General features: G+C 69.1%; 22 protein-coding genes. 17 read left to right on the plus strand and 5 right to left on the minus strand.

Going from position 1 to position 22,386, the window contains the following annotated elements:
* Positions 1-2 precede the first annotated feature (2 nt).
* The 8 genes from mdcC to CFB52_RS06280 all read left to right on the plus strand — a co-directional run bounded on the left by mdcC (position 3) and on the right by CFB52_RS06280 (position 5,811).
* Positions 3-317: a malonate decarboxylase acyl carrier protein gene (gene mdcC / locus CFB52_RS06245; protein ID WP_006485317.1), complete on the plus strand. Its 315-nt coding sequence runs from the start codon at positions 3-5 to the stop codon at positions 315-317.
* Positions 314-1,249 (plus strand): biotin-independent malonate decarboxylase subunit beta, encoded by a 936-nt coding sequence (locus tag CFB52_RS06250; RefSeq protein ID WP_099316262.1) that lies wholly within the window; start codon positions 314-316, stop codon positions 1,247-1,249. The genes mdcC and CFB52_RS06250 overlap by 4 nt, the downstream gene beginning before the upstream one ends.
* Positions 1,236-1,943, plus strand: a complete 708-nt coding sequence (gene mdcE, locus CFB52_RS06255) for a biotin-independent malonate decarboxylase subunit gamma (protein WP_099316263.1) — start codon at positions 1,236-1,238, stop codon at positions 1,941-1,943. Before CFB52_RS06250 ends, mdcE begins: the two co-directional genes overlap by 14 nt.
* A complete protein-coding gene (gene mdcG, locus CFB52_RS06260; RefSeq protein WP_099316264.1) occupies positions 1,930-2,598 on the plus strand; it encodes a malonate decarboxylase holo-[acyl-carrier-protein] synthase in 669 nt (222 codons plus the stop codon). Before mdcE ends, mdcG begins: the two co-directional genes overlap by 14 nt.
* Positions 2,595-3,461, plus strand: a complete 867-nt coding sequence (mdcB, locus tag CFB52_RS06265; protein ID WP_099316265.1) for a triphosphoribosyl-dephospho-CoA synthase MdcB — start codon at positions 2,595-2,597, stop codon at positions 3,459-3,461. Before mdcG ends, mdcB begins: the two co-directional genes overlap by 4 nt.
* Complete coding sequence (locus CFB52_RS06270) at positions 3,458-4,390, plus strand: acyltransferase domain-containing protein (RefSeq protein ID WP_060965827.1); 933 nt, start codon at positions 3,458-3,460, stop codon at positions 4,388-4,390. Before mdcB ends, CFB52_RS06270 begins: the two co-directional genes overlap by 4 nt.
* A gap of 128 nt (positions 4,391-4,518) precedes the next feature.
* Positions 4,519-5,040, plus strand: coding sequence for a phospholipase D-like domain-containing protein (locus tag CFB52_RS06275; RefSeq protein ID WP_059573887.1), 522 nt, complete (start codon positions 4,519-4,521; stop codon positions 5,038-5,040).
* A 123-nt stretch (positions 5,041-5,163) separates the two neighbouring features.
* Entirely contained in the window at positions 5,164-5,811 is a 648-nt protein-coding gene (locus tag CFB52_RS06280) for a phosphoribosyltransferase (protein WP_060011499.1), read from the plus strand.
* Positions 5,812-5,818: 7 nt separating this feature from the next.
* Here the strand turns inward: CFB52_RS06280 and CFB52_RS06285 are convergent, their stop codons facing one another.
* On the minus strand, positions 5,819-7,042 hold the full coding sequence (locus tag CFB52_RS06285) for a polyhydroxyalkanoate depolymerase (RefSeq protein ID WP_099316266.1): 1,224 nt from the start codon (positions 7,040-7,042) through the stop codon (positions 5,819-5,821).
* Positions 7,043-7,214: 172 nt separating this feature from the next.
* Here CFB52_RS06285 and CFB52_RS06290 point away from each other — a divergent pair, with 172 nt between their 5' ends.
* Positions 7,215-7,844 (plus strand): glutathione S-transferase family protein, encoded by a 630-nt coding sequence (locus CFB52_RS06290; RefSeq protein WP_099316267.1) that lies wholly within the window; start codon positions 7,215-7,217, stop codon positions 7,842-7,844.
* A 210-nt stretch (positions 7,845-8,054) separates the two neighbouring features.
* Positions 8,055-8,261, plus strand: coding sequence for a hypothetical protein (locus CFB52_RS06295; RefSeq protein ID WP_059573884.1), 207 nt, complete (start codon positions 8,055-8,057; stop codon positions 8,259-8,261).
* A gap of 111 nt (positions 8,262-8,372) precedes the next feature.
* Here the strand turns inward: CFB52_RS06295 and proP are convergent, their stop codons facing one another.
* Positions 8,373-9,863: a glycine betaine/L-proline transporter ProP gene (gene proP / locus CFB52_RS06300; RefSeq protein WP_089464661.1), complete on the minus strand. Its 1,491-nt coding sequence runs from the start codon at positions 9,861-9,863 to the stop codon at positions 8,373-8,375.
* 536 nt (positions 9,864-10,399) lie between these two features.
* Here proP and CFB52_RS06310 point away from each other — a divergent pair.
* On the plus strand, positions 10,400-10,732 hold the full coding sequence (locus tag CFB52_RS06310) for a YnfA family protein (RefSeq protein ID WP_011545077.1): 333 nt from the start codon (positions 10,400-10,402) through the stop codon (positions 10,730-10,732).
* Positions 10,733-10,759: 27 nt separating this feature from the next.
* On the opposite strand, the gene dnaQ is transcribed toward CFB52_RS06310, so the two are convergent.
* Genes dnaQ through CFB52_RS06325 form a run of 3 tightly spaced genes read right to left on the minus strand, consistent with a single transcriptional unit; the run spans position 10,760 to position 12,787 of the window.
* The gene (gene dnaQ / locus CFB52_RS06315) at positions 10,760-11,494 is read right to left on the minus strand and encodes a DNA polymerase III subunit epsilon (RefSeq protein ID WP_059573882.1); all 735 of its coding nucleotides are present in this window, start codon (positions 11,492-11,494) and stop codon (positions 10,760-10,762) included.
* 40 nt (positions 11,495-11,534) lie between these two features.
* The gene (rnhA, locus tag CFB52_RS06320) at positions 11,535-11,978 is read right to left on the minus strand and encodes a ribonuclease HI (protein WP_059573881.1); all 444 of its coding nucleotides are present in this window, start codon (positions 11,976-11,978) and stop codon (positions 11,535-11,537) included.
* Positions 11,975-12,787: a class I SAM-dependent methyltransferase gene (locus tag CFB52_RS06325; protein ID WP_059573880.1), complete on the minus strand. Its 813-nt coding sequence runs from the start codon at positions 12,785-12,787 to the stop codon at positions 11,975-11,977. Before CFB52_RS06325 ends, rnhA begins: the two co-directional genes overlap by 4 nt.
* A gap of 18 nt (positions 12,788-12,805) precedes the next feature.
* Here CFB52_RS06325 and gloB point away from each other — a divergent pair, with 18 nt between their 5' ends.
* From gloB to carB, 6 genes are all read left to right on the plus strand, one after another.
* Positions 12,806-13,642, plus strand: coding sequence for a hydroxyacylglutathione hydrolase (gene gloB, locus CFB52_RS06330; RefSeq protein ID WP_060011511.1), 837 nt, complete (start codon positions 12,806-12,808; stop codon positions 13,640-13,642).
* A 151-nt stretch (positions 13,643-13,793) separates the two neighbouring features.
* Positions 13,794-15,371, plus strand: coding sequence for a transglycosylase SLT domain-containing protein (locus tag CFB52_RS06335; RefSeq protein ID WP_060011512.1), 1,578 nt, complete (start codon positions 13,794-13,796; stop codon positions 15,369-15,371).
* 166 nt (positions 15,372-15,537) lie between these two features.
* Positions 15,538-16,755 (plus strand): nitrate/nitrite transporter, encoded by a 1,218-nt coding sequence (locus tag CFB52_RS06340; RefSeq protein ID WP_060011513.1) that lies wholly within the window; start codon positions 15,538-15,540, stop codon positions 16,753-16,755.
* 365 nt (positions 16,756-17,120) lie between these two features.
* Positions 17,121-18,266 (plus strand): glutamine-hydrolyzing carbamoyl-phosphate synthase small subunit, encoded by a 1,146-nt coding sequence (gene carA, locus CFB52_RS06350; RefSeq protein WP_059573876.1) that lies wholly within the window; start codon positions 17,121-17,123, stop codon positions 18,264-18,266.
* 37 nt (positions 18,267-18,303) lie between these two features.
* On the plus strand, positions 18,304-18,975 hold the full coding sequence (leuE, locus tag CFB52_RS06355) for a leucine efflux protein LeuE (protein ID WP_059573875.1): 672 nt from the start codon (positions 18,304-18,306) through the stop codon (positions 18,973-18,975).
* A 49-nt stretch (positions 18,976-19,024) separates the two neighbouring features.
* Positions 19,025-22,279, plus strand: a complete 3,255-nt coding sequence (carB, locus tag CFB52_RS06360) for a carbamoyl-phosphate synthase large subunit (RefSeq protein WP_059573874.1) — start codon at positions 19,025-19,027, stop codon at positions 22,277-22,279.
* The last annotated feature ends 107 nt before the right edge of the window (positions 22,280-22,386 follow it).

The following is a 22,386-nucleotide window of genomic DNA, read 5'->3' on the forward strand; positions in this document are numbered from 1 at the left end:
GCATGGAACAGTTGAACTATCGCTTCACCGCGCGCGAACGCGCGAAGGGCGAGCAGGCCGCGGCGCTCGTCGGCGTGGTCGCGTCCGGCAATCTCGAGGTGCTCGTCGAGCGCGTGCTGCCGGGCAACGAATGCGAGATCGACATCCGCACCGCGGCCGTCGGCTTCGGCGCGGTGTGGCAGGCGGTCGTGTCGGATTTCGTCGAACGGCGCACGCCGGGCGGCCTGAAGCTGTCGATCAACGACGGCGGCGCGCGGCCCGACATGGTGTCGCTGCGGCTCGCGCAGGCCGTGCGCGCGATCGAGGGGGACGCATGATGAGCGACGCGATCCACGACGCGCCGGCGTTCGTCCCGAACGCGGCGAGCTGGTACGAAGCATCGGCGCGACAGCGCATCGACGGGCTGCTCGACGCGGGCAGTTTCAGCGAATTCCTCGGGCCGGCCGAGCGCGTGACGAGCCCGCACCTGCCGCTGTTCGACCTGCCGCGGCAGTTCGACGACGGGATGGTGGTCGGCCATGGCCGGCTCGACGGCCGGCCGGTGTTCGTCGCCGCGCAGGAAGGCCGCTTCATGGGCGGCGCTTTCGGCGAAGTGCACGGCGCGAAGCTCACCGGGCTGCTGCGCGCCGCACGCGACGTCGGCAAGCCGGTGCTGATCCTGTTCGATACGGGCGGCGTGCGGCTGCAGGAAGCGAACGCGGGCGAGCTCGCGATCGCCGAGATCATGCGCGCGCTCGTCGACGCGCGTGCGGCCGGCGTGCCGGTGATCGGGCTGATCGGCGGGCGCGCGGGCTGCTACGGCGGCGGCGGGCTGCTCGCCGCGTGCTGTTCGGCGCTCGCGGTGTCGGAACAGGGGCGCATCAGCGTGTCGGGCCCCGAAGTGATCGAGACCAACCGCGGCGTCGAGGAATTCGACTCGAAGGATCGCGCGCTGATCTGGCGCACGATGGGCGGCAAGCACCGGCGGTTGATCGGCGGCGCCGATCGCTACGTGGCCGATACGCCGGACGCGTTCCGCGCGGCCGCGCTCGATCTGATCGGCCGCGCGCCGGCGTTCGATGCGGCGATGCTGCGCGCGGAACAGGCGCGTCTCGAAGCGCGGATCGAACGGTTCGGCGGCTGCGAGGATGCGCTCGAAGTGTGGCGTGCGCTCGGCGCCGACAAGCCGGAAGCGATCTCCGGCATGCCCGACGATGAATTCGCGAAGCTCGCCGACCAGTTACAGGAGGCCCGGCATGACGCTCGATGAAGTACTGAACGCGCTGTTTCCCGCCGGCCATTCGATTGCGCGTCATGGCGGCCTGCTGACGGGCCACGCGGAACTGGCCGGTACGCGCGTCGACGTGATCGGTGTGGCCGATCGCTTGCCGTTCGGCATCGACGAGGCGCTGACGCTGGCGTCGCGTGTGCTCGACACGGTCGCGCGCGGCGGCGACACGCCGATCCTCGTGCTGGTCGACAGCGACAGCCAGCGGATGAGCAAGCGCGACGAACTGCTCGGCCTGAACGAAGGGCTGTCGCATCTCGCGAAGTGCCTGATGCACGCGGATCTCGCCGGACACCGGACGGTCGGCGTGCTGTACGGCCACACGGCGGCTGGCGCATTCATCGCGACCGCGCTCGCGACGCGCACGCTGCTCGCGGTGCCGGGCGCCGAGCCGGAGGTGATGGACCTGCCGTCGATGTCGCGCGTGACCAAGCTGCCGATCGACGTGCTGAAGGAGATGGCGCGTTCGACGCCGGTGTTCGCGCCGGGGCTCGACAACCTCGTGAAGATGGGCGCCGTCGACGCCGTGCTCGATCCGACCCGCGCGCTCGACGCGCAGGTCGGCGAATGGCTCGGCAAGCCGGCCGAGCGCGTCGATCGGCGCGCGGCGCGCGGCCGGCCGGTCGCGACCGACGTCGCCGCCCGCGTCGAGGCACTCGCGCGTGCCGCACGCTGAGCTGCCGCTGCGCCGCCACACGCTCGTCACGCTGACGGCGGCCGGGTGGCGCGCGGCCTTTGCCCGCGACCCCGCGCTCGCGGGCGATCCGCTCGTGCGCGCCTGGGCCGAACACGGCCGACCGCTGATCGTGCGTCGCGCGTCGCCGGATGAAGCCGACGCCGGCCGCGTGCCGCTCGGCCTGCCGCTGCCGCCGTCAGCGGGCAAGCGGCGCATCGCGCTGAACGTGACCGCCGACGCGCTCGCGACGGTCGGCCCGCTTCCCACATTGACCGACGTGCTCGCCGCCGCGCCCGCGGCCTGGCATGCGCCGCTGCGCGAGCTCGATGCGCTCGGCGCGCGCTGCGGCGTGCAGGGCCGCGTGTTCGGCAGCCTTGCATGGCAGGCGCTGACGGGTGACTCTTACCTGAGCGCATCGTCCGATCTCGACATCGTGTTTCCGCTGCCGGACGCCGCGTCGCTCGCGCCGCTGCTCGACGGTCTCGCGGCGATCGACGCGCGCGCGCCGATGCGCATCGACGGCGAACTGCTGCGCGCCGACGGCGCAGGCGTCAATTGGCGCGAACTGCACGCGCGGATGCCCGACGTCGCGGTGAAGACGGCGATCGCCGTCGAACTGATGCGCGCCGACGCCTTCACCGGAGGCACGCGGTGAACGCACGAGCCGCCTGCCGCGTCGCCGCGCCGTCCGATGCCGAGCGCATCGCCGCGCTGGCCGAGCGCAGCCTCGTGCTCGAGATCGATACCTATCCGAAGCCGGGCCTCGTCAGTCACGTCGACACCGGCAGTCATACGGACATGGATGCCGCAATGTTCGCGCGCAGCGCCGCCGTGCTGCGGCCGTACTTCGCGGAACTCGTCGACGCCGGCGCACGCGACGCCGACATGGCCGTGCTGCGCAAGATCGGCCTGCGCGCCGAGCACGCGATGCTCGCCGCGACCGGCGGCGTCAATACGCATCGCGGCGCGATCTTCGGGCTCGGGCTGCTGTGCGCGGCCGCCGGCCGGCGCACGATACCGGGCGCGGCGCCGGACGGGACGACGCTCGGCGCGTTCGTGTCCCGCCGCTGGGGCGCCGAGATCCTTGGCGGCCCGCGTCTGCCGGACAGCCACGGCGAGCGCGCGAGCCGCCGCTACGGTGTCGGCGGTGCGCGTCGCGAGGCGGCCGACGGCTTCCCGACCGTGTACGCGGTCGGCTTGCCCGCGCTGCGCCGCGCCCGGCGCGACCTGCCGGACGATCCGGAAGCCGCGCGGGTCGCCGCATGCTTCGCGCTGATCGCCGCGCTCGACGACACGAATCTGCTGCACCGGGGCGGGCAGGACGGCCTCGATTTCGCCCGCGCGACCGCCCGTGCGTTCGTCGCGCGTGGCGGCGTGCGGGCGCGCGACTGGCGGCTGCGCGCGGCGGCCGCGCATCGGGCGTTCGTCGCGCGCCGGCTGAGCCCCGGCGGGGCAGCCGACCTGCTCGCGATGAGCGTGTTCGTCGATGTGCTCGAAGCCGAAGGGCACGTGCGATGACGCTGGCGATCCTGTGTTCGGGGCAAGGCGCACAGCGCGCCGACATGTTCGACCTGACCGGGGCGGCGCCGCAGGCCGACGCTTTGTTCGCGCATGCGGGCCGGCTGCTCGGCGACGATCCGCGCACGTGGGTCCGGCAGGCCGGGCCCGACGCGCTGACGGAAAACCGCGCCGCGCAGATTCTCTGCACGCTCCACGCGCTCGCGGCGGCTTCACTGCTCGATGCGGTGTGGCCGCGCCGGCGCTGTGTCGCCGGCTACAGCGTCGGCGAGGTCGGCTCGTGGAGTGTCGCGGGGATGATCGACCCGCACGACGCGCTCGATCTGGCCGATGCGCGTGCACGCGCGATGGATGCCGCGAGCGGCGGCGACGAGCGAATGGTGTTCGTGCGCGGCCTGACGCGCACACAGCTGGCGCGGCTGTGCGAGGGCCGCGACGCGGCCATCGCGATCGCGAACCCCGGCGATGCGTTCGTGGTCGCGGGGCGGCACGCCGATGTCGATGCGGTGGCCGACGCCGCGCTGCGAGCCGGTGCGCTGCGCGTCGCACCCGTCTGCGTGCGGATCGCGTCGCACACGCGCCGGCTCGCGGCGGCCGTGCCGGCATTCCGCGCGACGCTGGCCGCGACGCGCGTGCGCCGGCCGCTGCCCGGCACGCGGCTGTTCTCGGGGATCGACGGCGCGTCGGTGCTCGACGTCGACACGGGCCTCGACAAGCTCGCGCGGCAGATCGCGGAGCCGGTCGAGTGGGCGGCCTGTCTGGCGGCGTGCGTCGAGGCCGGCGCAACCGCGTTTCTCGAACTCGGCCCGGGGCGCGCGCTGGCCGAGATGGCCGGCGGCGCATATCCCGCGCTGCCGGCGCGCAGCCTCGCGGATTTCCGTTCCGTCGACGGCGTGACGAGCTGGCTCGCGCGCGTCGCGGGCGGCTGACCGACGGGTCGAAACCCGGTCGAAACCCGGCTTGAAATCCAGCCGTCGGGCACCGCTTTCGCACGGTGTGTTGCGCCGGCGCAGCAGCGTCGCGGCCGCCTCTTGCCACGCGAATTGGCGTCGCTACAATGGCGCCCGCCATGAGACCAGCCGCCATCCTGCTCGCCGCGTTCTGCTGCGCGACGAGTGTCCACGCCAGCCAGATTCCGTCCGACGCCGCATCGGTCGGCACGTACTTTTCGTATGACAACGCGGCGGTCGACGCGACCGTCGATCTGATCGAACAGGCGCAGCGCCGCGTGCTGCTGGCCGGCTACACGCAGGTGTCGCCGGCGGTCGCGAGCGCGCTGCGCGCGGCCCGCGCGCGCGGGATCGAGGTACGCGTCGTGCTGGTGCGCCCGCCGCGCGCGGGCAAGACCAGCGGCGCCGGCTATCTGAAATCCGCTGGCATCGACGTCGCGATCGATTCGCGGCACGGCGGCCCCGCGTCGCGCTTCGTGATCGTCGACGACAGCGTCGCGCTGACGACGCTGTCCGACGGCGCGGCCGAGCGGGCCGACACGGTGAACGTGTTCCGACGCGCGCCCGAACTGGCGCAGTCCTACGCGCAGTCGTTCTGGCGGCTGTACCGGCAGGCCGCCGGCCTCTGACCTTCCTCCGGCGCGTCGCGCGCCGGTTTGACCCGGCTTGCGTCGGTGCGCCCGATGAACCATGCTCGTTGACAGGCGCCGGCGCGGGTTGCGCGCATCCGGCGCAACGGCAGGGAGGCGATCGTGACCGAACCCAGTTTTGCCGATCGCGCCGAGGCCGGCCGCCAGTTGGCCGACGCGTTGCGCGAATACGCGGGGCGCGGCGATGTCGTCGTGCTCGCGCTGCCGCGCGGCGGCGTGCCCGTCGCGTATCCGGTCGCGTGCGCGCTGCGCGCGCCGCTCGACGTGCTGGTCGTGCGCAAGCTCGGCGTGCCGTTCGACCCCGAGCTCGCGATGGGCGCGATCGCGACGGGCGGCGCGACACATCTGCAACGCTCGACGATCCGCGCGATGGACGTATCGGACGCGCAACTCGCCGACGTGATCGCGCGCGAGACGGCCGAATTGCATCGCCGCGAAGCGCTGTATCGTGGCGCCGCGCCGCCGCTGGCGGTGGAAGGGCGCCTCGCGATCGTCGTCGACGATGGTGTCGCGACCGGCGCATCGATGCGTGTCGCGCTGCAGGCGCTGCGCGAGCGCCACCCGGCGCGCATCGTCGCGGCGGTGCCGGTGGCGCCGGCGGGGGCCGCGCATGCGTTCGACGGTCTGGCCGACGCGTTCGTCGCGGTGTCGCAGCCGCTACGGTTCTTCGGGATCAGCCAGTTCTACGCGCGCTTCGATCAGACGAGCGACGACGAGGTGCGCGCGCTGCTCGACCTGACGCGCCCCTGACACGGGGTCATGTCCGACGGCTTCGGCGCGGGCGCTGGCGCGGTCGGCGGGCTTCCGCCAGCGCGAACACGCGCTGCAGCGCCGGATGGACGTTGCCGTGCCAGCGAGGCCCCGTAAACAGCCCGTAGTGATCGCAATCGTCGATGTCGACGCGATGGCGCTCGTCGGCGCGGAGGCCGCTGCACAGGTCGAGCGCCGCATGCGTCTGGCCGGCGCCCGTGACCGCGTCGCAGGCGCCTTCGACGGTCAGCAGCGCGGCGTCGCGCAGCGCGGCCGGTTCGACGCGCCGGCCGCGCACGCGCCACGCGCCGGTCGCGAGCAGCATGCGCTGGAACACGACGTCGACCGTGTCGAGGAAATAGTCGGCCGGCATGTCGAGCAGCGCGGTGTATTCGCGCAGCGCCCGCCGTGCGTCGGCGAGTCCGGTCATGTCGAAGCGGGAAGCGGCGAGCGCGTAGGTCTCGATCAGTGTCAGGAAGCGTTGCGGATACAGCAGCGCGATCTCGCCCTGTTGCAGATAGGTCGGAAACACGTGGCGACCGTGCCCGGCGAAGCCGGGCGGCACGACGTCGATCAGGTGGCGCCGGCACCAGTCGAGCGAATGGGCGGCGGCCGCGGCGCCGAGCGCGCTCGGGTTCCGGCGCGCATCGATCGGGCCGCCGATCAGCGTGACGCTCGCGGGCGGCGCGAGCCCGCGCGCGGCACGCAGCGCGAGGGCGCCGAGCGCCGGCACGGTCGCCTGGCACACGGCGACGACGTGCAGCGGCCGGGCGTCGCGCTGGAGCATGCCGACGAAATCGTCGAGCATCGCGACGTACTCGTCGAGCCCGAAACGGCCCGCCGCGAGCGGCACGTCGCGCGCATTGCGCCAGTCGGTCACGCAGACGTCGCCGTCCGCGAGCAGCGTTTCCGCGGTTTCCCGCATCATCACGGCCGCGTGCCCGACGAGCGGCGCGCACAGCAGCACCGTGCGGCGCGCGTCGTCGTGCGCGAAGCGCCGCAGGTCGCAAAACGGCGTGTGCGCGACGACCTGCTCGCCGACGGCGGGCCACGCGAGGTCGAAGCCCGGTGGCGCGGCCTGCGGGCCGAGCAGCGGCTCGAACAGGTCGTCGTAGCACGACGAAGCGGCATGCGGCAGCGACGCCGCGGGCCATGCGTCGAACGCGTACCGCGTCGCCGCGCGCCATGCGCGCATCCATTCCCGCTGCTGCTCGACGACGGCATACCACATGGCGGACCCTGGGGCGGAAGGAGCGTGAACCTGCATTATGGTCACTGTGGCCGGGCAGCGGGAGCCGGATGTGCGGGCGGCTGATCTGCATCACGCGGACGGGCGCGCTAGGCGCCGCCGCGCGACGCTGCTACAGTCGTCGGTCCCATTCCCTCGAAACGGAGCGTTTGCGATGAAGCTGATCGGCATGCTGGATTCCCCGTTCGTGCGCCGTGTCGCCATTTCGGCGAAGCTGCTCGACCTGCCGTTCGAACACGAGTCGATCTCGGTGTTCCGTCATCTCGAACGGTTCAGGACGCTCAACCCGGCCGTCAAGGCGCCGACGCTCGTGACCGACGGCGGCGCGACGCTGCTCGACTCGTCGCTGATCGTCGACTATCTCGACCACTTGGCCGCGCCGGAGCGGCGCCTGTTGCCCGACGCCGTCGATGCCCGGCTGCGCGCGCTGGTGCCGATCGGGTTCGCGCTCGCCGCGGCCGAGAAAACCGTGCAGCTCGTCTACGAGCAGGCGCTGCGCCCGTCGGACAGGCAGCATGAGCCATGGATCGAACGCGTGCTGAGCCAGCTCGAAGGCGCGTACGGCGCGCTGGAGCCGCTGGCCGCCGCCACGGACGGCTGGTTCGGCGGCGCACGACCGTTGCAGTCGGACGTGACGGTCGCGGTGGCGTGGCGCTTCACGCAGTTCATGGCGGCCGACTACCCGGTGCTCGCGCGGATCGATCCGGCCCGTTATCCGGCGCTCGCCGCGCATTCCGCGCGCGCCGAAGCGCTGCCGGCTTTCGTCGAAACGCCGCTCGCGTAGGGCCGGCGCAAGCCCGTTATTGGCGTGAACGGGCCCTCGGCTTGAAGCGGCCCGCCGGGCGCTCGCAGACCGCTGTCGGCCGCCGCGCGGCCTTGTCCGGCAAGCCGCTGCCGATTGTTCTCGACGGCTGACAAGTGACTTCGCATTCGCGCTGTTTATCCAGCGTCGACCGATCCCTAGAATCCACTCCATCAAATCACGCATTGCCAGATGGAGCCGATGATGAAAGCCCTGATCGAATCGAGCCTGTACCACCCGTCCGTCGTGTTGCCGCTTGCCGCGCTGACGCAACTGATGGTCGAGCGCGATTTCAATCTCGGCCAGGTCGGGCTGATCGTCGCGGCGCGCGGTGCGCAGGCGGCCGTGTCGCGGTCGCGCGCGCTGATTTTCTGCCGTGACTGCGAAGCGCGGGCATGAGCGCGTTCGCGTCGATCGAATGAAAAAAAGCCCGGCCGGCGCAAGCCGGTCGGGCGGGATCGGTTTCGATCGGGCCCCGGCTTCGGCCGGGGCTTTTTCATTGAGCGACGCTTACGCGCGGGCCGGCGTCGCGACGCCGTAGACCTCCGATTCGTCGTCCTCCTCGCGCAACTGGCGAGCGAGCTGATGCGCTTCGCGGCGCGTCGCGACGGCCGGCGGCGAGCCCTTCAGCGGCTGGCGCGCGGATTCGGCGAGCGCGACGACCGACACGATGCCGATCAACGCGGCGCCCATCATGTAATACGCCGGCATCATCAGGTTGTGCGTCACGTCGACGAGCCACGCGGTCACCAGCGGCGTCGTGCCGCCGAACAGCGACACCGACACGTTGAAGCCGATCGCGAGCGCGCCGTAGCGGATCTCGGTCGGGAACAGCGCGGGCAGCGCCGACGGCATCACGCCGGTGAAGCACGACAGCAGCACGCCGAGGATCAGCAGGCCGCCGAACACCGACGCGGTGGTGCCCGCATGGATCAGCAGCAGTGACGGGATCGACAGCACCAGCAGGCCGACGCAGCCGGCGAGCATCACCGGCTTGCGGCCGACCTTGTCCGACAGGCGGCCGGCGTACAGCGTCATCGGCATCATCAGCACCATCACGAGCAGCACCAGCACGAGGCTGTGCGATTCGTCGAAGTGCAGCGTCGACGACATGAAGCTCGGCAGGTACGACAGCACCATGTAATCGGTCACGTTGAAGATCAGCACGAGGCCGACGCACAGCAGCAGCGCGCGCCAGTTGGCGAACAGCGTCTCGCGAAAGCGCGCCTTCGGCACGGCCTTGTCCTGCGCTTCGCGCGCTTCGGCCTGGCGCTTGAACGCGGGCGTTTCCTCCAGCTTCATCCGGATGTAGAGACCGATCAGGCCGAGCGGGCCGGCGATCAGGAACGGCACGCGCCAACCCCACGACAGCAGCGCTTCCTGCGACAGCGACGCGGTGAGCAGCGCGACGACGCCCGCGCCCAGCACATAGCCGATCAGCGTGCCGAACTCGAGGAAGCTGCCCATGAAGCCGCGGCGCCTGTCGGTCGAGAACTCGGCGATGAAGGTGGCGGCACCGCCGTATTCGCCGCCGGTCGAGAAGCCCTGCACGAGGCGGGCGACGAGCAGCAGGATCGGGGCCATGATGCCGATCGACGCGTAACTTGGAATCAGGCCGATCGCGAAGGTGCCGACGGCCATCATGATCATCGTGGCGGCGAGCACGCGCTGGCGGCCGATGCGGTCGCCGAGCGGGCCGAACACCATGCCGCCGAGCGGGCGCACGAGGAACGCGGCGGCGAACGTGCCGAAGGTGGCGAGCAACTGCGCGGACGGGCTGCTGGACGGGAAGAACACCTTGCCGAGCGTGACGGCGATATAGCTGTAGACGCCGAAGTCGAACCATTCCATCGCATTGCCGATCGCCATCGCGCTGACGGCGCGCTTGAGCAGGCTCTGGTCGACGACGGTGATGTCGTCCGCGGTGAGCGGGGCGTCGCCGGACGGCGAAGCGGGAGAAGAGACAGCGGTCGGGCTGACGTGTGTTGCGGTCAAGGTCATGCACTCCTTTGACAGCGCCGGAACGGGCGGGCCGTCCGACACGGTTTGCCGGCGAGCGCGGTGTCGCATGCTGCGCGTCGGGGCAGACCATCAAGCAGTTGCTGCGCGGCGGGCAGCAAAGGGCCAAGGGGCTGCTTCGACGCGGGCCCGATGGGCCGTCGCGACAGTGCGCTCATGAAGAATGGGCCGCGTGATGCAAGCGGCGGATGCCGGTGCGGACGAGGAGTCCGGCTTCCGGCAACGCCCCGGAGGGGCAGCGAAACGAGAAAAGCGGGCCTGTCGGGCGGGCTTTCCTGTGGATGCAATTTCGATCGAGGCACCGGCCCGCGTCGTGCGGACGGACTTCTCTCAAAATCGAAAAGACAGAGATTGAATGTTGAAACGGGAGACATGATAGCACGATGACGGATGATCGTGCAAATTGCCGTGGGTCGCCCGCCTGGCGGGGCATCCGGCGCGGCCCGCTCGGGTATGATCGGCGGCGCGCGGCGCGGCCGTGCCGCCCGTCGCGACGGGGCTGATTCGCGAGGAACCGGATGACCGAACTGATGAGGATCGCGGCGCTGTTCGCCGCTACCGCGCTGGCCGAAATCGTCGGCTGCTACCTGCCGTGGCTCGTGCTGAAGGCCGGCCGCCCGGCCTGGCTGCTGGTGCCGGCCGCGCTGTCGCTCGCGCTGTTCGCGTGGCTGCTGACGCTGCACCCGAGCGCGGCGGGGCGCACCTATGCCGCGTACGGCGGCGTGTACATCGCGGTGGCGCTGATCTGGCTGCGGGTGGTCGACGGCGTCGCGCTGACCCGCTGGGACGTGGCCGGCGCGGTGCTCGCGCTCGGCGGGATGGCCGTCATCGCGCTGCAGCCGCGCGCGTGAGCGCGGCCGCGGCGCGGGCCGCGTGCGTCAGGCCGCTTCGGCGGTATCCGCGGCGGCGGACTGGCGCCACACGCAGGTGCCCTTGACCGACTTGTCGAGCTCGTCGAGCTGAGCCTGGTGCGCGGCAAGCTCGTCGTCGCTCGCGGCCACCACGGCCAGGTCGAGCGCGGCGAGCGAGACGCGCTGGCCGTTCGCGGCGCCGCCGTCGGCGCCCGCGTCGTCGAGCATGTCGATCACGAGGCTGTCCTGGCCGCGCGTCATCGCGAGATATACCTCGGCGAGCAGCTCCGAGTCGAGCAATGCGCCGTGCAGCGTGCGGTGCGCGTTGCTGATGCCGAAGCGGTCGCACAGCGCGTCGAGCGAGTTGCGCTTGCCGGGGAACATCTGCTTGGCCTGCACCAGCGTGTCGATCACGCCGCCGCAATGCTCGGTGAACGGCGGCAGGCCGAGCCGCGCGAATTCGGCATCGAGAAAGCCGAGGTCGAACGGCGCGTTGTGGATGATCAGCTCGGCGTCCTTCACGAAGTCGAGGATCTGGTGGGCGACTTCCGCGAATTTCGGCTTGTCGCTCAGGAATTCGGTCGTGAGGCCGTGCACCGCCAGTGCGCCCGGATCGCTGTCGCGCTCGGGATTCACGTAGAAGTGCAGGTTGTTGCCGGTGAGCCGCCGGTTCAGCAGCTCGACGCAGCCGATTTCGATGAGGCGGTCGCCCGTGCGGGCGTTCAGGCCGGTGGTTTCGGTATCGAGAATGATCTGGCGCATGTCGGGAAAAGCAACAAAAACAGGAGAAGGCGGCCGGCCGTCAGGCGGCCAGCGATTCGACGCCGCGGTTCGCGAGCGCGTCCGCACGCTCGTTTTCGGGATGGCCGGCGTGGCCCTTGACCCAGCGCCACTCGATTTCGTGCTGCGCGACGAGCGCGTCGAGCCGCTTCCACAGGTCGGCATTCTTCACGGGCGTCTTCGCCGCGGTGACCCAGCCTTTTTTCTTCCACCCGTGAATCCACTCGCTGATGCCTTTCTGCACGTACTGCGAGTCGGTATGGACGATCACGTGGCAGGGCCGCTTCAGCGCTTCGAGCGCGGCGATCACGCCCATCAGCTCCATGCGGTTGTTGGTCGTGTTCGGCTCGCCGCCGTACAGTTCCTTTTCCTTGTCGCCGTAGCGCAGCAGCGCGCCCCAGCCGCCGGGGCCGGGGTTGCCCTTGCAGGCGCCGTCGGTATAGATGTCGATGGTGTCGGTTGTCATGAACGTTCTTGATGAGTGGTCGGGGAGGCCGCCGGCGTCAGGCCCGGTGCGAGAACGGGCTTCTTCATCTTGATCGGGCCGACGAGGCGCATGCCGCGCACGCGCTTGACGGCCGTCACCATGTAGACGGCGCCGAAGATCGGCCACCAGCGGTCGCCGGCGGCCTCCATGAAGCCGTAGCGGGCCAGCCACTGGTCGGTGGCGAGCGGCGGCCGGTAGCAGCCGAAGCGGCCGCGTTCGAGGTCGAAACCGAGCAGCTTGATCCAGTCCTTCAGCCGGATGAATGCGATCTGGTCGCGCGTGGCCGGCACGAACGGGCGGTTCGCCATGCGCCCGAACGTCTGCCGCATGCCCCACAGGCTGAGCGAATTGAAGCCGGTGATCACGAGCTGGCCTTCCGGCATCAGCACGCGCTCGGCCTCGCGCAGCAGGCGGTGCGGGTCGGACGTGAATTCGAGCGTGTGCGGCATCACGATCAGGTCGACGCTTTGCGATTCGAACGGCAGGTCGAGCAGATCGCACCACGTCGTGCTGCGATCGGCGGGCGCATGGCCTGCCGTGTGCGCTTCGCCCGCCCACGGATACTGGTACGGCGCGCTTGCGCCGCTCGCCGGGTCGAGCACCAGGCCGCGATACGGCATGCGGTTCTCGCGCAGTGCGTCGAGCTGCGGCAGGCCGAGCTGCAGCGCGTGGAATCCGAATACGTCGGACACGATCCGGTCGAGCTGCGCCTGTTCCCAGCCCAGCACGTAGCGGCCGGGCGGCGAGTCGGTCCAGGCCGGCCAGTCTATAATTTGACGGTCAGACATAACGATGATTGCGCGCCCATGAACGAGCTGGAATACGTGCCGGTTCCGGCATTCGAAGACAACTATATCTGGCTCGTCTCGGACGGCCGCGATGCGATCGCCGTCGACCCGGGTGAAGCCGCCCCCGTACGCCGGGTTCTTGCCGAACGAGGCTGGCGGTTGACCGCTATTTTACTCACGCACCACCATGCCGACCACGTCGGCGGTGTCGAGGCGCTGCGCAATAGCCAACCGGACGATGCGCCGCTGCCCGTTTACGGCCCCGCGGCCGAAGCGATCGGCGTGGTCACGCGGCCCCTTGCAGGCGGCGATCGCGTGACGCTCGACGCGCCGGCCATCGCGTTCGACGTGCTCGACGTGCCGGGCCATACGCGCGGTCACATCGCGTATTTTCAAGCGGCCGGCGAAGGCGCGGCAAGTCGACGCGCGGCCGGGCAGGGCAACGCGGTGCCGCACGTATTCTGCGGCGACACGCTGTTCTCGTGCGGCTGCGGCCGCCTGTTCGAAGGCACGCCCGCGCAGATGCTCGCGTCGCTCGACGCGCTCGCGGCGCTGCCCGGCGACACCCGCGTGCATTGCGCACACGAATACACGCTGTCGAACATCCGCTTCGCGCTCGCGTGCGAGCCCGGCAATGCGGCACTGGCCGCGTGGCGCGACGACGCGCAGGCGCTGCGTGCGCGCGGCGTGCCGACGCTGCCGACCACGATCGCGCACGAGCGTGCCGTCAACCCGTTCATGCGGGCCGACAGCGCGGCGATCCACGCGACGCTCGAGGCCGAGCTGCACGAAACGGTGACGGATCGTCTGACGGCATTCACGCTGATGCGCGAATGGAAAAACCGGTTCCGATGACGTTTTCCGGAGGACTCCAAAGCTCAAGCGGTATCTGTAAAAATTGCTCCAAATGTAGGATTTCGCTGAGTTTTCGGTGTTTTTATTGACGTGAAGCACGCACTTCCGTAGTATCGCCTGCAATTTCCAGCCGTCGGAAGCCGAGATTTTCATGCGACTTATATTGAGTGCGATGGTGGTACTGCTACTCGCCGCGTGTGCGAGCCAGCCCCCTGTCGCCAACAACGCCGCCGATTCGCAGGCGACGTCCAACTACCTCCGTAAATCAGCCACCGCCAAAGAAACTGTCGACGTCGACAAGCAATCCGTCGGCGACCTGACCACTGCAGACTCCGATCTCTGGGCGCGCATCCGCCGCGGCTTCCAGATGCCCGACCTGCAGAGCGATCTCGTCGACATGCAGACGACCTGGTATACGCAGCGTCCCGATTACGTGCAGCGCATGACCGAGCGCTCGCAGAAGTACCTGTATCACATCGTCGAGGAGCTCGAGGCGCGTCACATGCCGACCGAGCTCGCGCTGCTGCCGTTCATCGAGTCCGCGTACAACCCGCAGGCGCTGTCGGTCGCGAAGGCGGCCGGCATGTGGCAGTTCATGCCCGGCACCGGCCGCACGTACAACCTGAAGCGCAACATGTGGCAGGACGAGCGCCGCGACGTGCTCGCGTCGACGAGCGCCGCGCTCGACTACCTGTCCCGCCTGCACGACATGTTCGGCGACTGGTATCTGGCGCTGGCCGCATACAACTGGGGCGAAGGCAACGTGCAGCGCGCGATCGCGCGCAACCAGGCGGCCGGCCTGCCGACCGACTACCAGAACCTGCGGATGCCCAACGAGACGCGCAACTACGTGCCGAAGCTGCAGGCGGTGAAGAACATCATCGCGAGCCCGCAGCAGTACGGCCTCGCGCTGCCGGATATTCCGAACCACCCGTATTTCGTGACGGTCACGACGTCGCGCGACATCGACGTGGCGGTGGCCGCGAAGCTCGCGAACCTGCCGCTCGACGAGTTCCGCTCGCTGAACCCGTCGTTCTCGAAGCCGGTGATCCTCGGCGCGACCGAGCCGCAGATCCTGCTGCCGTTCGACAACGCGTCCGCGTTCGAGAAGAACCTGAAAGCCTACAGCGGCCAGTTGTCGTCGTGGACCACCTACACGGTCAGCGAACGCGCGCGCCCGGCCGCGATCGCCGAGAAGATCGGCGTCGACGCCGATACGCTGATGTCGGTCAACAAGATTCCGGCCGGCATGCGCCTGAAGCCGGGTTCGACCATCGTCGTGCCGCGCGGCGATGACGATGACGAGGACATCAGCGCCGACGTCGCCGAAAACGGCGCGCTCGCGATGGAGCCGGACGTCCCCGACACGCGCAAGATGCTGATCCGCGTGCGCCGCAAGCAGTCGATGGCGGCGATCGCCGGCCGCTACGGCGTGTCGGTCGGCCAGTTGAAGGCGTGGAACCGTACGCACCGCGATCTCGCGATGCCGGGCCAGGCGCTCGTGCTGCACGTGCCGGTCGGCCGCGCGGTGCCGGCGGAACCCGGTCCGGAGCGGATCGCGACGTCGACGGGCGGTGCGCGCATCGAGCGCGCGAGCCTGGCGGTGGGCGGCAAGTCGCACGGCGGCAAGCGCGGCGGCGCCGCCAAGTCGTCGGCGAAGCCGGCGAAGGCCGCGCCCGCGAAAGCCGCGCCGGCCAAGGCCGCCGCGCACAAGGGCAAGAAGAAGTAAGCGAAGTGAGCGCGGCTGCCGCGCGACGTAACGGCCGGTGAGGCCCGCACGATTGCGCTATCATCCGACGAATTCGACGAAACGCCGTCACCGAGGTGACGGCGTTTTCGTTTGTGCGCGGCGCGGCGGCGCTGCGTCGCGCGTCTTCATATGACAAGGGGAAGCGATGTCGTCGGTGCAGGTGAGGGTGCTCGCGCTGTTCTCGGTCGGGTATTTCATGTCGTATGTGTTTCGCGGCGTCAATCTGGGCTTCGCGCCGTTCGTCACGCACGAGCTCGGCCTGTCGGCCGCCGATCTCGGCCTGCTCACCAGTCTCTATTTCCTCGGCTTCGCGGGCGCGCAGATCCCGGCCGGCGTGATGCTCGACCACTACGGCCCGCGTCGCGTCACGGCCGGCATGCTGCTGTTCGCGGCCGCCGGCGCGGCCGTGTTCGGCACGGCGCACGGCATCGGCGCGATGATGGTCGGCCGCCTGCTGATCGGCGTCGGCGTATCGGTGTGTCTCGGCGCGGCGTTCAAGGCGCTCGCGCAGCATTTCCCGGTCGGCCGGCTGCCGCTCGTCAACGGCCTCGTGATGGCCGTGGGCGGCCTCGGCGGCGTGATGGTCGGCTCGCCGCTGACCTGGCTGCTCGGCTGGGCGAGCTGGCGTGCGATCTGTTTCGGCCTCGCGGTGCTGACGGTGGCCGTCGCGGCGTCGATCGGCATCGGCGCGCCCGACGCGCAGCAGGCGCGCCATCAGCGCGGGCTCGTCGGCCAGTTCAAGGGCACGTGGCATATCCTGGGCAGCGGCGCGTTCTGGAAGATTGCGTCGTTCTCCGTCGTCACGCAGGGCGTGTTCTACGCGATGCAGTCGCTGTGGGTCGGGCCGTATCTGCGCGACGTCGGCGGATTCGACGCGCCGCATGCCGCGCGCCTCGTGTCGGTGCTCGGCTTCGCGATGATGGCCGGCTGCGTCGGCTTCGGTGCGGCGGCGCGCGTGCTCGAGCGGCGCGGCGTGTCGGTCTACGCCACCTGCGGCATCGGCATGGCGCTGTTCGTCGCGACGCAGCTCGCGATCGTCGCGCGCGTGCCGTTGCCGCCGGCCGTGCTGTGGGCCGCCTACGGGATGTTCGGCGGCGTGGGCATCCTGACCTACGCGGTGATGGCCGGCCACTTTCCCGCTCACCTGATCGGCCGCGCGAACACGACGCTCACGCTCGTGATCTTCCTGCTGATCTTTGCGTTCCAGATCGGCGTCGGCGCCGTGCTGTCGCACTGGCCGGCGGTCGACGGCCGTTATCCGGCCGCCGCGCACTTCACCGCGTGGGGCGTGCTGCTCGCGCTGCAGCTCGCGAGCGCGGTCTGGTACGTGTGGCCCGCGCGCGGCGCTGGCCAAGCGCACTGATCCGGCGGTACGCTCACGGGTGGGGCGGCCGCGGAAACGGGGCCGCAGCACGTCGCGCCGCGCCGCCGAGCGCGGCGCGCCCATGATCGGACGGCCATATCAATTGAAGATAGGCCCATTTTCAGGCTATAATTTGAAAGTTTGTGCTGATCAACCTCGCACCCTAGCGCCTACCTCATTCATCCCGTTCATCCGCCGCACGCCGCCAGCCGGGCGATGCCGCGAAGCCTCGTGCGCCATGCGCCGGGTTCGCGTCTCGACAACGCAGGCCGCGTCCAGCAAGCGACCGCGCGCGCCCACGCAGCGCGGCGCTCGCGCGGCAGGGTAAACAGGTCGGCAGCAGGGTGTTCCCCAAGGAGCCTCCCGTGTTGCCGTCTTTTTCTCCCGCCTTGCTTGCACTCGCCGACGGCACGGTCTTTCGTGGTTATTCGATCGGGGCCGAAGGCCATACGATCGGCGAAGTCGTGTTCAATACCGCGATCACCGGCTATCAGGAAATCCTGACTGATCCGAGCTACTCGCGCCAGATCGTCACGCTCACGTATCCGCATATCGGCAACGTCGGCGTCAACGCCGAAGACGTCGAAGCCACGAAAGTCCATGCCGCCGGCCTGATCATCCGCGATCTGCCGACGCTCGCATCGAACTTCCGCATGGACCGCACGCTCGGCGACTACCTGCGCGACGAAGGCGTCGTCGCGATCGCCGGCATCGACACCCGCAAGCTGACCCGCATCCTGCGCGACAAGGGCGCGCAGAACGGCTGCATCCTGACGGGTTCCGACGACGAAGCGAAGGCGATCGAGCTGGCGCGCTCGTTCCCGGGCCTCGCCGGCATGGATCTCGCGAAGGTCGTGTCGACCACCAAGCCGTTCGAGTGGAAGCAGACGGAATGGCGCCTCGAAGGCGGCTACGGCATGCAGGAAGCGCCGAAGTACCGCGTCGTCGCGTACGACTTCGGCGTCAAGTACAACATCCTGCGCATGCTCGCCGAGCGCGGCTGCCACGTGACGGTGCTGCCGGCCCAGGCCAGTGCGGAAGACGCGCTCGCGCTCAATCCGGACGGCATCTTCCTGTCGAACGGCCCCGGCGATCCGGAGCCGTGCGATTACGCGATCGCGGCCACGAAGGCCTTCATCGAGCGCGGCGTGCCGACCTTCGGCATCTGCCTCGGCCACCAGATCATGGGCCTCGCGGTCGGCGCGAAGACGCTCAAGATGAAGACGGGCCACCACGGCGCGAACCATCCGGTGAAGGATCTCGGCGACGGCCGCGTCGTGATCACGTCGCAGAACCACGGTTTCGCGGTCGACGCCGATTCGCTGCCGGCCAACGCGCGCGTGACGCACGTGTCGCTGTTCGACGGCACGCTGCAGGGCTTCGAGCTGACCGACAAGCCGGCATTCTGCTTCCAGGGTCACCCGGAAGCGTCGCCCGGCCCGCACGACATCGGCTACCTGTTCGACCGTTTCACCGCGCTGATGGACGCGGCGAAGCAGCGCACCGCTTAACGTCATCGACGCAACCGAAGGACGGGAGATTCACATCATGTTCGGCCACGCACTCGGCATCACGGATATCTGGACCTACGTGTTCGGCGTGATCTTCATCATCCTGCTGCCGGGGCCGAACTCGATGTACGTGCTGTCGCTCGCCGCGCAGCGCGGCGTGAAGGCCGGCTATCGCGCGGCCTGCGGCGTGTTCGTCGGCGATACCGTGCTGATGGTGTTGTCGGCCGCGGGCGTCGCGTCGCTGCTGAAGGCGAACCCGCTGCTGTTCTCCGTCGTCAAGTACGGCGGCGCCGCGTACCTGCTGTACATCGGCGCCGGGATGCTGCGCAGCGCGTGGAGCAAGCTGCGCGCGCGCGGCGATGCGCCGGTCGAGGCCCGGCAGGCCGTCGACGGCGAGCGGTCTTTCGACAAACCGTTCCGGAAAGCGCTGATCGTGAGCCTGCTGAATCCGAAGGCGATCCTGTTCTTCATCTCGTTCTTCATCCAGTTCGTCGACCCGGCATTCCCGCATCCCGCGCTGTCGTTCGTCGTGCTCGGGGCGATCGCGCAATGCGCGAGCTTCCTGTACCTGAGCACGCTGATCTTCGCGGGCGCGCGGCTCGCCGAGCACTTCCGCCGCCGCCGCAAGCTCGCGGCAGGCGCGGCGAGCAGCGTGGGCGGCCTGTTCATCGGTTTCTCGGTGAAGCTGGCGCTCGCGACCATGAGCTGAGCGCCGCCGGCCGACCCACGACAACGATTACTTATTGAATTCACAAGCCATGCCAAAACGCACAGACATCAAGAGCATCCTCATCATCGGCGCCGGCCCGATCATCATCGGCCAGGCGTGCGAGTTCGACTATTCGGGCGCGCAGGCTTGCAAGGCGTTGCGTGAGGAGGGCTACAAGGTCGTTCTCGTCAACAGCAACCCGGCGACGATCATGACCGACCCGAACACGGCCGACGTGACCTACATCGAGCCGATCACGTGGGAAGTCGTCGCGCGCATCATCGAGAAGGAGCGCCCGGACGCGATCCTGCCGACGATGGGCGGCCAGACCGCGCTGAACTGCGCGCTCGACCTGCACCACCACGGCGTGCTCGAGAAGTTCGGCGTCGAGCTGATCGGCGCGTCGCCGGAAGCGATCGACAAGGCGGAGGACCGCCAGAAGTTCAAGGAGGCGATGACCAAGATCGGTCTCGGCTCCGCGAAGTCGGGCATCGCGCATTCGATGGAAGAAGCGATCCAGGTGCACGCGCAGATCATGGCGGAGACGGGCGGCAGCGGCTACCCGGTCGTGATCCGCCCGTCGTTCACGCTCGGCGGCTCGGGCGGCGGCATCGCATACAACCGCGAAGAGTTCGAGGAGATCTGCAAGCGCGGTCTCGACCTGTCGCCCACGCGCGAACTGCTGATCGAAGAATCGCTGCTCGGCTGGAAGGAATACGAGATGGAAGTCGTGCGCGACCGCGCCGACAACTGCATCATCGTCTGCTCGATCGAGAACCTCGACCCGATGGGCGTGCACACCGGCGACTCGATCACGGTGGCTCCCGCGCAAACGCTCACCGACAAGGAATACCAGATCCTGCGTAACGCATCGCTCGCGGTGCTGCGCGAGATCGGCGTCGATACGGGCGGCTCGAACGTGCAGTTCTCGATCAACCCGAAGGACGGCCGCATGGTCGTCATCGAAATGAACCCGCGCGTGTCGCGTTCGTCGGCGCTCGCGTCGAAGGCCACCGGCTTCCCGATCGCGAAGGTCGCCGCGAAGCTGGCGGTCGGCTACACGCTCGACGAGCTGAAGAACGAAATCACCGGCGGCCAGACGCCGGCGTCGTTCGAGCCGACGATCGACTACGTCGTCACGAAGATCCCGCGTTTCGCGTTCGAGAAGTTCCGCGAAGCCGATTCGCGCCTGACCACGCAGATGAAGTCGGTCGGCGAGGTGATGGCGATCGGCCGCACGTTCCAGGAATCGTTCCAGAAGGCGCTGCGCGGCCTCGAGGTCGGCGTCGACGGTCTCGACGAGAAGTCGACCAACCGCGACGAGATCGCGATCGAGATCCACGAGCCGGGCCCGGACCGCATCTGGTACGTCGGCGATGCGTTCCGCATCGGCATGACGGCCGAGGAAATCTTCGCGGAAACCGCGATCGACCCGTGGTTCCTCGAGCAGATCGAGCAGATCATCCTGAAGGAAAAGGCGCTCGTGGGCCGCACGCTCGCGTCGCTGACGTTCGACGAGCTGCGCTACCTGAAGCAGAGCGGCTTCTCCGACCGCCGCCTCGCGAAGCTGCTCGGCGCGACGCCGGAAGACGTCCGCCGCCGCCGCGTCGAGCTGAACGTGCGCCCGGTCTACAAGCGCGTCGACACGTGCGCGGCCGAGTTCGCGACGAAAACGGCCTACATGTACTCGACCTACGAGGAAGAGTGCGAGGCGCAGCCGACCACCAACAAGAAGATCATGGTGCTGGGCGGCGGCCCGAACCGGATCGGCCAGGGCATCGAGTTCGACTACTGCTGCGTGCACGCGGCGCTCGCGATGCGCGAGGACGGCTATGAAACGATCATGGTCAACTGCAACCCGGAAACGGTGTCGACCGACTACGACACGTCCGACCGCCTGTACTTCGAGCCGCTGACGCTCGAGGACGTGCTCGAGATCGTCGACAAGGAAAAGCCGGTCGGCGTGATCGTCCAGTACGGCGGCCAGACGCCGCTGAAGCTCGCGCTCGACCTCGAGGCGCACGGCGTGCCGATCGTCGGCACGTCGCCGGACATGATCGACGCGGCCGAAGACCGCGAACGCTTCCAGAAGCTGCTGCAGGACCTCGGCCTGCGCCAGCCGCCGAACCGCACCGCGCGCGCCGAGGACGAAGCGCTCGCGCTGGCCGACGAAATCGGCTATCCGCTGGTCGTGCGTCCGTCGTACGTGCTCGGCGGCCGCGCGATGGAAATCGTCCACGAGCCGCGCGACCTCGAGCGCTACATGCGCGAGGCCGTGAAGGTGTCGAACGATTCGCCGGTGCTGCTCGATCGCTTCCTGAACGACGCGATCGAATGCGACGTCGACTGCATCTGCGACGGCGAAGCCGTGTTCATCGGCGGCGTGATGGAGCACATCGAGCAGGCGGGCGTCCACTCGGGCGACTCGGCATGCTCGCTGCCGCCGTACTCGCTGTCGAAGGAAACCGTGGCCGAGCTGAAGCGGCAGACGGGCGCGATGGCGAAGGCGCTGAACGTGGTCGGCCTGATGAACGTGCAGTTCGCGATCCAGCAGGTGCCGCAGGCGGACGGCTCGAAGCAGGACATCATCTACGTGCTGGAAGTGAACCCGCGCGCGTCGCGCACGGTGCCGTACGTGTCGAAGGCGACCAGCCTGCCGCTCGCGAAGATCGCGGCGCGCGCGATGGTCGGCCAGAAGCTCGCGCAGCAGGGCGTGACGAAGGAAGTCGAGCCGCCGTACTTCAGCGTGAAGGAAGCGGTGTTCCCGTTCGTGAAGTTCCCGACCGTCGACCCGGTCCTCGGGCCTGAAATGCGTTCGACCGGCGAAGTGATGGGCGTCGGCCGCACGTTCGGCGAAGCGCTGTTCAAGTCGCAGCTCGCGGCCGGTTCGCGCCTGCCGGAGTCGGGCACGGTGCTGCTGACCGTGATGGACGCGGATAAACCGAAGGCCGTCGAAGTCGCGCGCATGCTGCACGACCTCGGCTACCCGATCGTCGCGACCAAGGGCACGGCTGCCGCGATCGAAGCGGCCGGCGTGCCGGTGAAGGTCGTGAACAAGGTGAAGGACGGGCGTCCGCACATCGTCGACATGATCAAGAACGGCGAGATCGCGCTCGTGTTCACGACGGTCGACGAGACGCGCCAGGCGATCGCCGATTCGCGTTCGATCCGCATGAGCGCGCAGGCGCACAAGGTCACGTACTACACGACGATGTCGGGCGCGCGCGCGGCCGTCGAGGGCTTGCGCTACCTGAAGGATCTGGAAGTCTATGATTTACAAGGTCTTCACGCTCGCCTAAACTAAGCGTTCAGTTACCTGTCGAAGCAACACGTGCCGCGATTAGGCGGTGTTTCCAGTGCATCGGAAGCGCGCTTAATCGCGGTGATTTTTTTTATAGCCGTTTTTAGCGA

The sequence above is a fragment of the Burkholderia sp. AU18528 genome (assembly GCF_002223215.2).
Taxonomy (GTDB): Bacteria; Pseudomonadota; Gammaproteobacteria; order Burkholderiales; family Burkholderiaceae; genus Burkholderia; species Burkholderia semiarida.